This window comes from Gemmatimonadota bacterium (assembly GCA_016719105.1).
Classification (GTDB): Bacteria; Gemmatimonadota; Gemmatimonadetes; order Gemmatimonadales; family Gemmatimonadaceae; genus SCN-70-22.
The window spans coordinates 1-15484 of the sequence record JADKAQ010000033.1 but is presented as its reverse complement, the minus strand read 5'-3'; the positions used below and the strand labels follow the sequence as shown (position 1 = coordinate 15484).

Annotated in this window: 15 protein-coding genes and 1 pseudogene; 7 read left to right on the top strand and 9 right to left on the bottom strand. The window is 66.9% G+C overall.

The genetic code is table 11. From position 1 onward, the window contains the following. Nucleotides 1–69: 69 nt before the first annotated feature. Nucleotides 70–537: a prolyl oligopeptidase family serine peptidase gene (locus tag IPN47_23235; GenBank protein MBK9410908.1), complete on the bottom strand. Its 468-nt coding sequence runs from the start codon at nt 535–537 to the stop codon at nt 70–72. A 665-nt stretch (nt 538–1202) separates the two neighbouring features. Here IPN47_23235 and IPN47_23230 point away from each other — a divergent pair. Then, nucleotides 1203–1544, top strand: a complete 342-nt coding sequence (locus IPN47_23230) for a helix-turn-helix transcriptional regulator (protein MBK9410907.1) — start codon at nt 1203–1205, stop codon at nt 1542–1544. Next, nucleotides 1541–1879: a hypothetical protein gene (locus IPN47_23225; protein MBK9410906.1), complete on the top strand. Its 339-nt coding sequence runs from the start codon at nt 1541–1543 to the stop codon at nt 1877–1879. The genes IPN47_23230 and IPN47_23225 overlap by 4 nt, the downstream gene beginning before the upstream one ends. 7 nt (nt 1880–1886) lie before the next feature. Here IPN47_23225 and IPN47_23220 read toward each other — a convergent pair whose 3' ends face one another. Then, nucleotides 1887–2513 carry a dihydrofolate reductase family protein gene (locus IPN47_23220; protein MBK9410905.1) on the bottom strand — a complete coding sequence of 209 codons (627 nt, stop codon included), beginning with the start codon at nt 2511–2513 and terminating at the stop codon, nt 1887–1889. A gap of 480 nt (nt 2514–2993) precedes the next feature. Between IPN47_23220 and IPN47_23215 the strand changes: the two genes are divergently transcribed. Together IPN47_23215 and IPN47_23210 are read left to right on the top strand one after the other, a co-directional pair. After that, nucleotides 2994–4328 (top strand): hypothetical protein, encoded by a 1335-nt coding sequence (locus IPN47_23215; GenBank protein MBK9410904.1) that lies wholly within the window; start codon nt 2994–2996, stop codon nt 4326–4328. 23 nt (nt 4329–4351) lie between these two features. Then, complete coding sequence (locus tag IPN47_23210) at nt 4352–4705, top strand: hypothetical protein (GenBank protein ID MBK9410903.1); 354 nt, start codon at nt 4352–4354, stop codon at nt 4703–4705. On the opposite strand, the pseudogene IPN47_23205 reads toward IPN47_23210, so the two are convergent. The 5 genes and pseudogenes from IPN47_23205 to IPN47_23185 form a co-directional block, all read right to left on the bottom strand. Continuing rightward, nucleotides 4702–5236: pseudogene (locus IPN47_23205) on the bottom strand (dihydrofolate reductase family protein). The gene IPN47_23210 and the pseudogene IPN47_23205 sit on opposite strands and share 4 nt — an antisense overlap. A 135-nt stretch (nt 5237–5371) precedes the next feature. Next, nucleotides 5372–6607 carry an alpha/beta fold hydrolase gene (locus tag IPN47_23200; GenBank protein ID MBK9410902.1) on the bottom strand — a complete coding sequence of 412 codons (1236 nt, stop codon included), beginning with the start codon at nt 6605–6607 and terminating at the stop codon, nt 5372–5374. A gap of 409 nt (nt 6608–7016) precedes the next feature. Further along, nucleotides 7017–7346 carry a hypothetical protein gene (locus tag IPN47_23195; protein ID MBK9410901.1) on the bottom strand — a complete coding sequence of 110 codons (330 nt, stop codon included), beginning with the start codon at nt 7344–7346 and terminating at the stop codon, nt 7017–7019. Nucleotides 7347–7593: 247 nt separating this feature from the next. Beyond that, the gene (locus IPN47_23190) at nt 7594–8166 is read right to left on the bottom strand and encodes a beta-lactamase family protein (GenBank protein ID MBK9410900.1); all 573 of its coding nucleotides are present in this window, start codon (nt 8164–8166) and stop codon (nt 7594–7596) included. Between the two features lie 156 nt (nt 8167–8322). Continuing rightward, nucleotides 8323–9522, bottom strand: coding sequence for a hypothetical protein (locus tag IPN47_23185; GenBank protein ID MBK9410899.1), 1200 nt, complete (start codon nt 9520–9522; stop codon nt 8323–8325). A 132-nt stretch (nt 9523–9654) separates the two neighbouring features. On the opposite strand from IPN47_23185, the gene IPN47_23180 reads away from it, so the two are divergent. Next, complete coding sequence (locus IPN47_23180; GenBank protein ID MBK9410898.1) at nt 9655–10671, top strand: beta-lactamase family protein; 1017 nt, start codon at nt 9655–9657, stop codon at nt 10669–10671. Nucleotides 10672–10735: 64 nt separating this feature from the next. Continuing rightward, the gene (locus IPN47_23175) at nt 10736–11191 is read left to right on the top strand and encodes a DUF3471 domain-containing protein (protein MBK9410897.1); all 456 of its coding nucleotides are present in this window, start codon (nt 10736–10738) and stop codon (nt 11189–11191) included. Between the two features lie 215 nt (nt 11192–11406). On the opposite strand, the gene IPN47_23170 is transcribed toward IPN47_23175, so the two are convergent. Beyond that, nucleotides 11407–11805: a hypothetical protein gene (locus IPN47_23170; protein MBK9410896.1), complete on the bottom strand. Its 399-nt coding sequence runs from the start codon at nt 11803–11805 to the stop codon at nt 11407–11409. A gap of 94 nt (nt 11806–11899) precedes the next feature. Then, entirely contained in the window at nt 11900–12205 is a 306-nt protein-coding gene (locus tag IPN47_23165) for a VOC family protein (GenBank protein ID MBK9410895.1), read from the bottom strand. Nucleotides 12206–12332: 127 nt separating this feature from the next. On the opposite strand from IPN47_23165, the gene IPN47_23160 reads away from it, so the two are divergent. Further along, on the top strand, nt 12333–12536 hold the full coding sequence (locus IPN47_23160; protein ID MBK9410894.1) for a hypothetical protein: 204 nt from the start codon (nt 12333–12335) through the stop codon (nt 12534–12536). Nucleotides 12537–15484 lie beyond the last annotated feature (2948 nt).

Genomic DNA, 15484 nt, shown 5'->3' with positions numbered 1-15484 from the left:
CGTAGAAGAGGCACGGCAGCCCATCGCGCCGTCGTCGCCGCGAACGCGCGCGCGGCACGAGCGACTCGCTCACTTGCCGTAGAGTGTCCGGAGCCCTCGCACCACCGCCGTCCCCACCACGTCCACGTGGCCCATGCCGGGGTGGAACTCCGTCACGACCTTGAGCCCCGGATACTTGCGCCCGGCGAGCACGCCGGCCAAGTGGGCCGTCCCACTCACGATGCGCCCGACGCCTTCGAGATCGGCGTCACCCGTTTCGAGCACGCCGGCCGACAAGTAAATGCCGACCGGGAGATCCTTGTGGTCCTTGGCGTACCGGGCCTCCTGACGAAAGATCTCGCCGTCGCCGTATGCCATCGCGGGACTCGAGATCACGTACTTCTTGAACGGCGAATTCGGCTGGAAGATGGCCCACGACGCGAAGAAGCCGCCGGCCGACACGCCGAACAGGCCCAGTTGATCGGGGTCGATCGGATACTTCGCCTTCACCAGCGGGATCAGCCCCGACACGATGACGTTCAGGAACTGGCGCGCCACCGGTGCACTTTGCCGGCTCCGTCTTCATCTGTGCGCACAGCCCGCCGACTAACTGGCCGAAGACGTCCTTCATGTCCCAGTCGGGCGGCGAAAACTCGTAGATCCGGCGCTGGGTCCAGAGCGCTTCGCTTTCATCGGCCCCCGTCCCGATGCTGATCACGAACGGGCTCTCGATCACTCCGGCTAGGCTCCGGGCGGCGGTGTTGACCGCCGGAAAGGCCCAGTCGCCGTCGGTCGAGATCAACGCCTGGTACTTCTTGCCGTCGCCCGCCTTATGGCCCGGGGGAGTCCGACACTCACCAAGAACCGGACCCCCATCGACGGCGACTGGAAGGTGAACGCCTCGACCTGCTGCAGCGGAACGGGACGAGGCTCGAGTCGTTGCGCGTCGACGGGCGCCGCGGAGATGGCCACGAGGCACGCCGAGGCTGCGGCGAAGGTAGTAGTCGCGATTCGCATGATTGGGCCGGGTAGAGGTCGACGGAAGGTACACGACTCGGGGTCATGCCGCGGCGGCCGGCACCGCCTTCGATCGCCCCGGTTGCTCGGAGCGACGCGTTCGGCGATTCCGAAAACTCTTATACTTAGGTATTTACCAAAGTGATTGCGGGTTGTACTATCCCTCGGGCAGTTCGGATCACCCGCGCATTGGGACGGTGTTGGACATGGTGCAATTCGCAGCCGCTGACGAAGTCTTTCACGCCTTGTCCAACCCGACTCGGCGACAAGTCCTGGAGCGACTGTCTGTCGGACCCGCCACCGTCAGCGAACTGGCGGCGCCGTTCGACATGCAGCTCCCCTCGTTCGTGCAGCACCTCTCCGTGCTCGAACAGAGCCGACTGGTCAAGTCGAAGAAGCACGGACGTGTGCGGACGTATGAGCTCGCGCCCGAACGGTTCAAGGTCGTGGAAGACTGGCTGAGCGCGCGTCGGCAGGAGTGGGAATCTCGACTGGACCGGTTCGATCGCTACGTCAAACAACTCAAGGAGAAGGAATCCGGATCATGAGCACGCACTTCGCCTTCAATCCGAAGCTCGACTTCGCCATCGAACGGTTCATCGACGCACCCCCACTGGTTTGGACTTCCATGCTGTTCCCCGGGTATCGCCCGGCGGTCTTCGACGACATTCCGATCACGGCCATCGTGACGATGGAGTCGGTTGGGACCGGCACACGCTACGTGTTCACGGCGCTGCATCGGAGTGAAGCGGACCTCGAGACGAACAAGACGTCGGGCTTCTACCAGGGGGACCGAGATCGCCGTCGATCAGTTCGTGGCGCACGTGCTCGCGATGAAGTAGTGCCGGGGGGTGGCAGGGCGCGCCCTGCCACCGATAGTTAGGCCATCATCACGCACGCACATAGCGCAAGTGCGTGGCGGCCGGGCCATCGAGCACCCGGTCAATGCGAAACTGCGGCCCGGGGTCGCGCAGGTTCTCGAAGAGACGCCGCCCACCGCCGAACAACACGGGCGCCAAGGCGATCTCCAGCTCGTCGACGGCACCCAAGTTCAGGTACTGTTGGATCACATCTGCTCCACCCGCGAGACGGACGTCACGACTGCCGGCGGCTTCCCGAGCCAGCTCGAGTGCCCGCTCTGGCCCGTCGTTGATGAAGTAGAAGGTCGTCCCGCCTGGGCGTACCCAGGGTTCGCGCTGCTCATGCGTGAGGACGTAAACCGGGGTGTGAAACGGAGCGTTCTCTGGCCACACGCGTTCGCCCTGGTCGAACATGCGCTTGCCCATGATGTTCGCCCCGATGCGCTCCGTGGTGTGACGAACCAGGTCATTGACCGGGCCGGTCTCCCCGGTTCCGAGCTGGAGGTTCTCGCGGAAGTACTGTTGGTTGAGGATCCACGCCATCATCGCCCCCCACTTGGCGCCCCAGTTCTTGTACTCGAAGTTCTCCATGGTCATGCCGTCCGGTGCCATGTAGCCATCGAGGCTCAACCCGATGTTGACGAATACGCGACTCATGCGGCGCCCCTCTCCTGTGCGGGTGACGGCCTAACGTAGCCATCGAAAGGTCCGAGTGGCGCTCGTGATGTGGCGTCGGGAGGCGAGGCCGGGCATCGAGTGTGGGCTGGCGGTGAATCTGTGCGTCGCCTTTCCCTGCGTCGAGGCCGCTGCGTCCGCGACTGGCCCATCCACACCAACGGGCCTGCGCCCACTCGGCGGCGCCGCGCCCACAGCTAGGCCCGGGCAGTGTTGACAACCTGAGGGAGGAAGGTGAGGGAGAAGAGGACGGCCCTACTCGAGCTCGGCGGTCCGGAGGCAACACGCGACGGCGCGGCGAGGATCGCGACGTTGCACCCCGCGGGCTCTCCCGCGCCCGGTGGGCGCGGCCTATACTCGAAGCACGCCGATCGAGCGGCTGCGGCACCACCGATCGCCGCGGGGCGCAACGCATGATCGGCCTCCGCGACATTCGCACGTAATTGCCGAACCCCTATGCCGGTGACTGGACCTAAGCTCCGCTTCATCGCGCCGTTCGTGCTGCTGGCGGGCGCCGCGCTGTTCACACCGGCGGTGGCACAGCCCACCGCCTACAGTGTCACGCCGCCTGCAGGTTGGGTGAGCGCCGCGCAGGACGGTGCCACGCTCTTCGCGCCACCGGGCGTCGCGCCGGGGAGTGTGTACATCCTCCTCCTGCCGGTGCAGCCGCAGGACCGGACTTCACGGCACAATTCACCGCAAACCGCCAGCAGCTGGAAGCATCGCTCGCCCCTCTCCCTGGTGCGCGCGTACCCGCTCAAGCGCGGCACTGGCTCGGCGGGTGAATTCGCCGCCTGGTTCGCCACGTACACGACCAGCCAGGGGACGCGGCACTTCTCCTATCTGGCGCGCGCCGAGCGTGGCGCCTACGGGGCCATGATATTCATGGCCGATTCCGATGCAGGCTATCAGCGCTACGCCGAACGGGCCACACAGATGTTCAACGGGCTGCGCCTAACGCCAGACGCGGCCCGCCTTGCGGCGGCCGCGCCGCCCCCGGCGCCGGCCACGTCCCCCACGCCGGCGGCGCCGCCAGCGCCCGCTGGCCCCGCGCCCGTGGCGGCTGGGGCCGGGGCGGGACGTGTCCCAGCCGATGCGCTGGCCGGGCGCGCACTGGACCTGCGCCGAGAGCCCAGCGTGGAGCAGCTGCAAGGCATCTGGGTGTTCGACACCATCAAGCGCGACTTCCGCGTCTCCTTCGGCACACAGACCATGGCGTCGGGGCGCACCTACGAGACCATGACCACCTCCATGACCACCATGGATGGGGGCGGCGGCACTTACCTGCGCGTGGAACCGGACGGCCACTATCGCTACTTCTACGGCTTTCGCGACCAGCAATGCAGCCGCACGCTCAGCCACGATGGCACGCTCACGCTGCAGGGCCGCCTGCTCGTGATGCAGCCGCAGCGCGCCCACGAGGCCACCCATCGCCTCGCGTCCAGCGCCCCCAGGAGCTGCGTGGAGCGGGAGGGTGAGGGCTCGCTGGCGCCGCTCCGCTACAAGGTGGACCTGACCGAGTCGCAGTCCGTGTACGGCCTGCCCACCTACCACCTGGCGCTCACCAACGCCGACGTGTCGGAGACCATCAAGAGCTTCGAGCGCCTGCAGGCGCGGCCGTTGCCAGAAGCCGCCGACATGTTGCCCAACAGCACGCCACCCACGCAGCCACCGCCACCACGCATGCTGGGGACCTGGCTGGTGGCGTCGCACGATGCCCGCTGGACGCGGCCGGCTTCCTGTCGCCGCAGACGCACTACGACGACCGGCGCTACCGGGCCGGGCTGCGCATCCTGAACGGCGGGCGCTATGAACTGGTGGTGCGTCGTCCTGACGTGCTGAGCGCGCCGGTGTGCACGCGTGACCTGCTGCTCGTGGAGCAAGGTGTGGTGCGGGTGGCCACCTCGCCCTACAACCCCAACGGTGGCAACCTGGTGTTGCAGCCCACGTCGTCGAGCCTGACCGACCGCATCCTGCAGTGCGGTTCCGAGAGCGTGCAGCGTACGGCCGACCTGTCGCTCGCGCCGCGCCACCTGCATTGGCAGATGAGCGGCAGCCAGGGCGAGCAGCTCAACCTGCTGTGCGGCGACTGGGCGGATCGTCGGGCGGCCTGGCGCTTCCTCTCGTGCCCGCAGGACGCCGGCCAGGTCTACAGCGGCTACACTCGGCGTTAAGACCCGACAGGTGCGTAGCTCAACCTGATCACCCCATCGTCCATCCGATCGCTCGCGATCAGGCGAAGTCGCGGCCGGGGTCCGGCGAGTATGGCGCGCCGTGCCCCAGCACGACGGGATGCAGGTAGATGCGATACTCATCGATGAGGCCAAGAGTGGTTAGGCAGTGCGCCAAGGACAGGGCCGGCCACTTCGATTTCCCCGTCGCGCTCGGCCTTCAGCGCGGATCGCGCCCTCGAGATTGGCGTCGAGCAGGGTGGCATTGGGGCCGACCTCGGTCAACGTGCGCGAGGCGACCCACTTTGGCTGCTTCCGCCACGCCGCCGCGAAGGCGCGTTCATCTGCACCCCATTCAGGATGGTCGTCGTCCCAGTAGCGCATGATCTCGTACATACGGCGGCCGTACACGCTCCCCGCCTGCCCCTGAGCCTCCTCGACGAAGTGGCGAAACAGCGTTGGGCTTGGCGCGAACGCCATGTGGTCGACATACCCGTCCAGCGATTGGTTCATTCCGAACACGAGCTTCGCCATGCCGTCCTCCTCTCGACGTGTTAGCTGCGGCCTGACCGATGAAGGTCGGCCGCGGGGCCCTAGCATAGGTTGCCACCAGCGACCGCCGGGAGCAAGACGGCAATACTGTCAGGCACCGGCTGCCGCAACACAGGGTTAGGCCGCGAGCCCCCCTACGGCCGTGTCGGCGGCAGCACAAACGCGGGGGCGGATGCCGGCGATGCAGTCGGTCCGCACTGCCGCGGGGTTGGCCGTCGACAGAAACTGCGCGAAGAGGGTATCGAGACAGGCGGCCCCGCGCAGGCCGCTGGCTTCATGCGACAGATGTGGGAGCACGAGATGCCGACTGTTCACCAGCGTCGCCGCGGCGTTGCTCCCCCAGCGCGGCGGCGTGATCGGATCCATCTCGCCGGAGAGGATGAGCGTCGGCACGCGCGACACCACGGCGGTCGTGGCCGCCGAATCCGAGCGCGGGACCTGCCACCGCACACACGCCTCCCGATACTCCAGCCCACGCTCCGCATTCATGTACGACCCGCCGCTGGCCGCGGCGATCTGTGCGGGAGTGCTGTGCAGGACCTCTTCGCCGCACACGACCGACAGGTGCATGCCGTTGTAGTACCGGCGACGCGGCGGCCGGACGGCGACGTCAAGTGCGCGCAGTGGGGCAAAGTCGCCCTGCGCCGCCGCATGAATCACCCAGGGGAGTTGCCGGGCGCGGTCCGGCTCCGCCAGTGCACTCCAGATCGCCTGCGCGACGCCGGCGGATGTGATGCTGGTGGCGACCTCGCGTTGCGTGCGCGGATCCGTCAGCTGGAACGGTACGGGCTTCGTGTCCAGGCGGGCGAGCAGTTCGCGGAGATCGTCGGCGATTGCAGGAAACGCGCGCCGACATGCCGCGTCGTATGCGCAGTCCGCCACGAGGCGGTCGAACGCCGCCTGACCATCGCGCGGATACCAGAGGGGCCGCTGAAAGTCCGGCGGCACGACGCCCCAGAGCATCGCGCTACGGGCGTGATCCGAGAAGCGGCGCAGGTACTCCAACACCACGCGCGTCCCGTACGACGATCCGAAGAGGTTCAGACGTTCGTACCCCAACGCCTGTCGCACCGCCTCCAGATCCTCGGCCGCATCCGCGGTGGTGTAGTGGTCGAGCGCCGCGAGTGCGCTGAGCCGTGCGCGACAGCGGTCGACGGCCGCTGGGGGAAACCGGGGCGGCAGCGATGACACCTGATGCAGCGCCAGTTCCTCGCAGTACAGTGGGTTGGAGCCACCCGTCCCGCGCTGATCAACCAGCAGGACATCATGCGTCTCACGGATGTAGGTCAGCTCCTCGACGAACTGCCGCGCAAAATCGGTCGCGGCATTGCCGGGACCGCCGACGAGTTCCACCCACGGATCGTTTGTCGATGACGGGTGCAACGCGGGCACGACGACGACGCGGAGGCGGAGCGTGCGCGTCGCCCCGCCTCCGCGCACTTCCGGCACCGGCACCTCCGCGCACCGCAGGGGCTCCGCGATCCCCGGAAGCTGACAGGGTCGCAGCGCAACGCGAGCCGCGGGGGTTCCCTCCGAGCGACACCCGACGCTCATCGCGCTCAGCACGAGGCTCCCCACACCACACCAGTGCCGACAGGTCATCGAGGAGACCATGAGAGAGGGGACAAAATGCGGCGAACATCAGGAGTCCGTCGAAGGAGCCCGGCAGCTCCACCAGCTGCGCCGGCGCCACCCGCACCGACACGTTCGACCAGCCGCGTCTCACGATGAGTCGCTCGGCGCCCTCCGCTTCGACCGGTCGTTAGGTGCCGCCCGTGATTCGCTTGCCCCGCGTGCGCCAGGCTGACGCGAAGGCGAGCAGCACGATGCCGCACGCTCCCCAACCAATCAGAGGCATCACTCGCCGAATCTCGGAGGGGATGGTGAGCACGTCAGGCAGGCCGGTTTGCCAGAACACCCACTCCGCGCCGAGCTGCGACGCGAGTGCCCTGCTGCCGGTCGCCAGGACGATGATCGCGTCCTCCGTGTCGGGGTTGATCCGGACGGTTGCACTGATCGCTGGCTCATTGGCTCCGTCATGGCCGAAGATGACGCCGCCATTCTTCGTCGGCGCGTACAGCACGGTGCCCAACCCCAGAGGTCGGCGCCCATCGATCGTGCCTCGGCGATGCGCATCGACTCGAGCGTCGTCCTGGCGAGTGGGCTCCCCTCGACCGTTCGCAGCTGCGCCAGGACCAACTTGACCATGTCGCTGGCAGACGTAGTGAACCCCGTCGCTGCCCGTGACGCGTACTGGTAGATCGGTGCTGGCCGGCCGTCGGCGTAGTATGACTTGGCCGAGTTGGTCGTTGCAGAAAGGTCGGCGTATCCCGAGCGCGTCATGCCGAGGGGGTGGAGCACCTCGCGAGTGACGAAGGTGTCGAACCGCTCTCCCGAGAGTTCTTCCACCAGCAGCTCGAGCAGCAAGTAGCCACCGCCCGAGTACCGAAACTGAGAGCCTGGCTGGATCCCCACGGCGATGGGCGAGAAGGGCGGCCGCTGGATGCCCGAGGCGCGGCCAGCGCCTCCTCCAATGTTGGAAGGGCCTCGTCTCGTCGATAGTCCCCGAAGCCAAGGCCATCGGTCAGCCCGGCCGTGTGACTGAGAAGTCGCCGCGCGGTGACTTCACGCGAATCGAACGCGGTCGATGGAAGGTGCCATCGCGTGAGGTAGCCCTCAACCGGTCGATCGAGCTCCAGCTTGCCTTGCTCCACCAGCTTCATGACGGCATGTGCCGTGATCCACTTGCTCAAGGACGCGGTGGCGAAGACGCTATTTCGGTCGATGGAGTCGCGACTCGCGGAATAGAACTCAGCGCCGATGGCGCCTCTCCTGATCAGGATGACGGCAGTGTTGGCACGATTCCCCGCGTTGATGATGGGGATGGCGGCTTGCATGAAGGCGCGGATCATCCGTGGGCGCAAGCGGTCGCCGCCACCAGCCAAAGAGTGCGCCACCGAGAATCCCGGCGGCCTACAAGATGACCAGCAGCACGGTCACGCCGGCGCGTTTCACCATGGGGATCCTTGAGCCTCCAGCATCTGTTGCGGCCTCATCAGGCGAGCACCCTAACGACGCACGCCCCACACGACCACGCGTTCGACGTCATCGGCATCGAACGCGACACCGGCCACATAGTCGCGCCCGAACTCGAACGGCGCAAACCGCCGCGGAGCGTCACCTCGGCCCGCCACGTACCGTCCGGTGCGAACACGCTCCACGTCTGCGGCGTCGTGGGGCGAGGGCGCCCCGGGACCCGGCAAGCTGAAGCCGGGATCAAAGGGACCGACCCACAACTCACCATCGGGCCCGAACACGAGACGACTGAAGGCGGGAGCGGTGCTCGCGAATGGGAACGCCTGCACCGCCGTCGTCATCTGCTGGCGTACGGCCGGCGGGGCGTCCCGGTTGGCGTCGAGGTACGCCTGACGCACCAGGGCGCGCTCCTCCTCGCGAATCGCGCGCGGCGCGATGTCGCGGCTGATGCGGACGCGCGCACGCCCCGTGGGCCCGTAGCAGGTGAGCAACAGCCGATCAGAGTATCCGGCGCACGCGCTGGAGTCGGACGCGGCGACCACGCCTTCTGCCTCGAGCAGCTGACGGGCGGGGGTGCCGTTGATCGGGCTTGTCCGGTATCCGGGCATCGTGACAAGGGGGAGCAGCGAGTCGCCCGCGGCGTCGGCCACCGTGAGCGTGTAGAAGATGATCTGGCGCTCACGCTCGGCCATCGGCGCGCCATCCGTGACGAGTACGTAGGACGTCGCGCCCGCGCCAAGACCGATGCGTTGCGGGGTGCGACTCCCGGCGCGGCGCGCCGGTCGCAGGCTACGAACCAAGCGGCCGGATGGCTCGAAGACATGGGCGCGCGAGTCCCCGTCGACGCCGACCAGCGTGTCGCCCCGCCGCAGCAGTCGGGTGATCCGGCGAAACTCACCGGGGCCGCTCCCCGCCCGTCCCAACGCACGCACGAACCGCTCATCGCGTGAGAACACGCGGATCTCGTTGCTGGCGCCGTTCGCGACGGCCACGCCGCCATCCGCGAGACGCACCACACCACGCACCGCTGCAAACTCGCTCGCGGGGTCGTCGGTCACATCGAGTTCAAGAAGGGGCTGTGCGCTCAGGCTCCAGGTCGCGCGCGGCTTCGCTTTCCGGGAATAGGTGGCGAGGCGCACCCCGGCGCTGTCACGCGTGACTTGTGCAAGACCGACGGAGGACCAGGAGGCCAGCGCGTAGAGCGTCACGGCGAGTAGCAGACGCAGGGACATGAGCAATCGGGTGGAAGTGCGACCGAAGGCCAGGTTGAGTTGCGGCCGAACGTTGGCACGATGCGATCTCGAGAGGTAGTCTCAATGGCGCCCGCGATGTGACAGGACTCGACCCCTTACGGACACGACCGCATGACGCACGGACGACGCTCACCCGGCTTTCCCCTCTCGTGGTTTGCCATTCTCGCGTTCACCCTCGTCGCGCCGTGGACCACGTCGGCGGACGCCCAGACGCGCGCCGCCACGAAGAACCCGCTGGCCGGATTCGACCAGTACGTCATGGCGGCGATGAAGCAGTGGAAGGTGCCGGGGCTCGCGATTGCGGCTGTCCGGGGCGACTCGGTGATCATGCTCAAGGGCTACGGCGTCCGCACGGTCGGCGGGACCGACTCGGTGAACGCCCAGACGATGTTCGCGATCGGCTCCTCCTCGAAGGCCTTCACCGCCGCAACGCTCGAGATGCTCGCCGACGAGGGGAGAGTCCGCTTCGACAATCGCGTGACCGAGTACCTCCCGTGGTTCGAGATGTACGACCCGTGGGTCACGCGCGAGATCACGGTGCGCGATCTCCTGCTGCATCGCAGCGGGATGAGCCGCGGAGACAACATCTGGTATGCCACCACGAACAGCCGGGAGGACATCGTCCGGTCGATCCGACGACTCGCGCCGACCACCAGCTTTCGCTCGCACTTCCAGTACCAGAACCTGATGTACATCACCGCCGGTGAAGTGGCGCACGCGGTGACGGGACAGAGCTGGGACGACCTGATCAAGTCCCGGATCTTCGCTCCCCTCCGCATGACGTCGTCCAACACGTCGGTGCGGGAGCTGACAGGCAATCCGAACGTCGCCACCCCACACGCGGAACTCGGCGGTGTGGTCACGGCGATCCCGTATCGGAACATCGACAACGCGGGGGCAGCCGGGTCGATCAACTCCAACGCTGCCGACATGGCACAGTGGCTCCGCTTGTGGATCAACAACGGCTCCTTCGAGGGGAAGCGATTGCTGAGCGACGCGATGGTGCGCGAGGCGACGGCCCCGCAGTTCACCGTCGATGATCCAGACATGATCGCCCGCCTGATGTCGCCCCGCTTTCTTGGGTTACGGCTTCGGTTTGTCGAGGACTTCGCGGCCAGCGCTGGGTGAACCACGGCGGCAACATCGACGGGATGGCGGCCATGGTTGATTCCTCCCCGAAAGCAGGATCGGGATGGTCATCCTCACCAACATGAACCAGTCCGACGTCACCCTCCCGTTGATGGCCAACGCCTTCGATCGGCTCCTGGGGATATCCCCAGCCAAGGACTACAACGCCGAGTACTACGCGGCCGAGCAGGCCGACCAGGCGCGGCGTCGGGCCGCCGCGAAGCCTCCGGTCAAGGTCGAGGGGACCAAGCCGTCGCTTCCGCTCGAGGCATACGCCGGGACCTACACGGACAGCTTCATGGGAACGGCCACCGTACGGTTGGACGGCGGGAAGCTCTTCATCAAGTACGACAAGAGCGCGATCGTCGGTGAGCTCGAGCATTTCCACTTCGACTCATTTGTCGCGACGATGAACGATGCGATCATGGGGAAGATGCCGGTGACCTTCAAGATCGGCACCAGCGGCAAGGTCGTCGCGATGCAGTTCCCGCTGGCCTCCGCCGACTGGGTCAAGCGGTAGGGTCGTGCTGCTGCGGGGAAGCGCGCGGGCGAGGTATCCGCTTCCCCCCGCGATGACCGCAGCCGCGGCGGGAGATCTCCTCGATGACTGGCGCGAGGAAGATCGCAATGCCGATCAAACCGGAATCGCGGGACACCTGGTAACCTGCCTTCTCAGAATGCTGGGAGGGCGGGACGATGCTATGTCGACCGTCCCGCTGCCCGCAGCACTCCCCGTTAGGCAGCGTGGCGGCGGCTGCCGGCCCACCAGAGGAGAAGGAAGAGCGCAAGCCAGACACCAGTCCGCAAGAACATCGCGCGCACGCTGTCGAGCGCGACCACACCGCCCACACGGTAGAGATACAGGACACGAGCCAGTACGAGCGCGTTGAGACCGACGATCAGCAGCGAAGCAATCCGGCCAGCGATCGCGCGACGCCACGCGAGCATCCCAGCGGCCACGTAGCCGAGTCCCATGCACGTGTTGAAGAGCAGGAGCGGTCGATACACCAGGTAGCCCGGGTCGCGTCCAGCGAGCACGCTGACTCCCGCTCCGAGCGTCATGAGGCCAAACACGAGGGCGACGACAGCCGACAGTCGTTGAACTCGAATCCGCCCCTGATTCACGTCCGTCATCGTGGTTTCCATGTTGGTCAGCCCCGCGTCGGCGCGATCCCCGCCGATCGTTCGAAATGCCGGCACCTCGTTCTCCGGACAGGTGGGACGACTGCTACGCCTCATCGTAGGCCCGCTCGAGCGCCGCCACGTCGAGCTTCACCATCGTCATCATGGCGTCCATCACGGCCTTCACCTTCTCGACTCCGGCCTGATCTTCGCAGTCAACATACAGCGAGAAGCCTTCGGAGAACGCGAAGTACGGACCTCCGTTGCAGCCCATGAAGACTTGACCGCCAACAACGAACTCGGCAGAGACGATCGGCCCATCCGTGCCGGTGCGGGCGACGTTCCGCACTTCAGAGTCAGGAAAGGTGGCGGTGTAGAACGCGATCGCCGCGTCGAGCTGATCGTTGAACATCAGAAAACGGCGTGACTTTGGTCATGCGAGGCGCTCCTTCCTTGCGGGAGACTGTGGCTGAGGCAAGGGTGATCGTGGGAACCAATCCGCCCCCTGCCTGTTCAGGCGAGTACTTCACGGATCGTGGGTGACGGTCACGACGCCATTGGCAAGCCAGTGGGTCCAGATGGCCACGGTCAGCGAGTTCCGTCCTCTGGGCGTGGCTGCCGATCGCGGCCTGGAGGGGCGCGACCAGCAGGAACTCACCTGGCTGCCAGAAATGCTGCGCCGCGAAGAGGATCGCGAGTGCGACCGGCTGAAGCGCGACGCGGGCGGGGATCCGCCTGCATGAGGTAACTCCTTCCAGTAGAGCCTCCTCGTACGGGTTGGCCGATGACATCGATCAGGAAGTTGAACGACAGGGCGACCATCACGGCTGTGAGCCCGTAGGTTGCCACCGTCGTGGCATCGGTGTCGGCGGTGAGCCACCCCTTGTACTACGTGCGCGAGGCGCGCAGGCACTTTCGATCGTGCTTGCCACCGGATTGAGGAGCGCCGCCAGACCGGCGGCGACGAGGATGAACCACGATCGGCATCACGGCCGCGCGGGAAGGGAGAGCGCCGTGAGGGCGACGGCGCGGCGCGGATCCCACGTACTGGACAGGCGTTGCGCCTGCCGGGCGAGCACCGCGACCTCGCCGAGCGTCACGGAGTCCGGATCGCGCACGGTGTAGCGCCACCACCGGCGGCCATCGGAGCGACCTGATCGCCGGGTGGAGCACACCGACCAGCGGCGACCGTGGCGACGCCGGGGAGGAAGTTCAGCGCCAGCACGGGCTTACCACCCGGAGTCGCCGCGGCGATTCGGTGGTCCCTGCCGGTGCGCGCTCGGGGCTACGGTCTGTAGTCGCCGCCGTATGAGGTAGTGGGCTTTGAACGAACCGGCGTTCGCCGCGAGTGAATTGTTGTTTTGGAGCTCGACGCGCCAGCGCTGCTCCGGCGCGCTTCAACACACGCGCGCGCTGCCTGCTTCCGGACACTGCGCCGTTTGAAGCGGCGCAGGGTGGGCGGGTGGTCCGCGCGAGTCATCGCGGGATCCGGCCAAATACACCGAACGAGCACGCGCAGATACTCCGTCATCGGCGGGAGGCCCATCGTGGCGCGACGCCGCGTGACCCACCTGCGCGAGTCGCGGATCGGCTTCAGTGCGATCTGCCCGTCGCGGGAGGTCTCGCCCGCGTGACGTACCTGCGGGAGTCCCGAGCGCTGGCGAGTCGATCGGTCAGCAGTGCCACCGCAAATCTGGCCCCTGAGCCGATGCGCTGCCGTGCTGGAGCCGTATCAAGGTGCCGCCTGATCGGCGGCCAGGTGCTTCGGCAGCGCCGCCTGCAGCGCGACGATAATTTTCCGCGCTCCCGCGTGGCGGTGACTCCCGTGCGGTACACAGCCAGGAGCAGCGACCGATCGTGCCCCCGTCTTGCGCGCCCAACGTGACCGCCCGGCGGGTACGCATGGCGACCGGCCGTCCCGGCGAAATTCCGGGCCTGGACAGTAGTGCTCCACGCTCGCCCACCGCACGGCGCAAGTCGAGCGTGAAGCCGTCGGGCGAGACGCGCGACAGCCCACCGGAATCGACGGACTTGGCGGAGAACAGGATCGACATAGCCCCCTCGGCGCCTCGCGCGTATGGCGCAGACGTTCTTCCGCGTGGTGACGTGATGGCGGTTCCCCCTAATGCGCCGTCTGCGCCCTGCGGAGAATAGCGCGCCGACGGCGCCGTCACGGAGCGTGGTCGAGGACGACACTGCAACGCGCAGCCGCCGGTGGCGGCCATGCGCTGACGATGGAGGAGGGAGCAGAGGGCAGGTCTGCACCGACTTGGCCGCGCGTGAGCGCAGCGGCCCGGGTGGAAGGCAACGTACTGTTAGCTACATCTCCAGTAGAGTCTCTATCAGAGCCTGCTCGCACGTCCGTGGTGAACGTGCCGAAGCACCGAGAGTGCCAATCTGGGGTGTTAGGGCCACTGGACGCCGGATGACGGCGATGAGGCGCGCCGAGGTCCAGGAGCCTGCTTGCGCACCAGCCCCGGCCCCCATGCCGAGTAGTTCTCCCACTCTTGCCGCGTCAGCCTGAATCGTCCAACGGATGCGCCCCAGCCGGATGACAGGCTATTGGATGCGGAGAGCGCCAGTAGCTCGCAGCCCGCCGCTTCGAGGAGCACCCGGAACTCGTGTGCCCGGTACAAGGACACTTTGATGTCGCGTGCCGTCATCGGCACTTAGGCGCAGTTCCCCGGTCGCGATGATGCGCGCGTTCTCCATGCATCCGTGGCCAAGACACCGGGCAGCTTCGAATCGATCCCCACAGGCACATCACGCTCGGTAAGAGATAGCCCCAGGTGGTCACTGACGCAACTCACGAGCGCCTCCCTGCCGCCGTTCGAACACGTAGCCGAGCGGGCCGCCAGCACACGACGGGCGTCGAACGCTTCATCGGGGAACGCAGACAGGTCGCAGAGATGTCCGCCATCACCCAGTCGGTTACCGCGTGCGCAAACGCGTGCTCCGCCGCGTGCTGCTGCCTGCCCACAGGGACAACTGCACCGGCGAAAGATCCGCGACCGTGACCGACGCGCCCAGCGTCGCGAGCACTTCTGAGTGAACCGACCGGCGCCTGCACCGATGACCAACACCCGCATACCCGAAGCGTGACATAGCGACGGAGGTAGTGGAATGCACGTGGAGTTCTTCACCTCCGCCGTCGGTGTGTGTCGACGAGACGGTCCATTCTCGTGCAGCGCCGAGCGAGTCAAAGTACCGGAGTGACCAGTGAAGCCGGATTAGGACGCCTGCCAGGAAATCCCGTCGACCGTGGGCGATGAAGGGTACCGGAAAAAGGCACGAGCGAGAGTCGGCGGGCCGTTCGGGGCGTACGCGATGGAAGGTACGGAGCCTGCTTCGGCACGCGGGGACAATCTATCCGACTCCCTTGGCACGTAGGGGACCGTGCACGTACTGCCGTGCAGGGGAACTCGTGATGCGCGACCGGCTCTCGCGTGCTCCGCTGCAGGGCCCCTGCAACACGTAGTGGCCAGTGCGCGCCGCGAACACGGTTTTCATCTCCCGAAGGCCATGTCGGCCCCGGGCTGTCCATCCTCACGGCTTCTCGCGCGTAGAGGGGGGCGGGACCGCGGGATGCGAGAGCAGATGCATTGCGTGCGCGGCCAGTGCCGTCATTTGGCGATCGCGCTCCCGCGCCCACCGTGGCGCGCGCACGACGTTGGTGAGGAAGGCGGCGAGG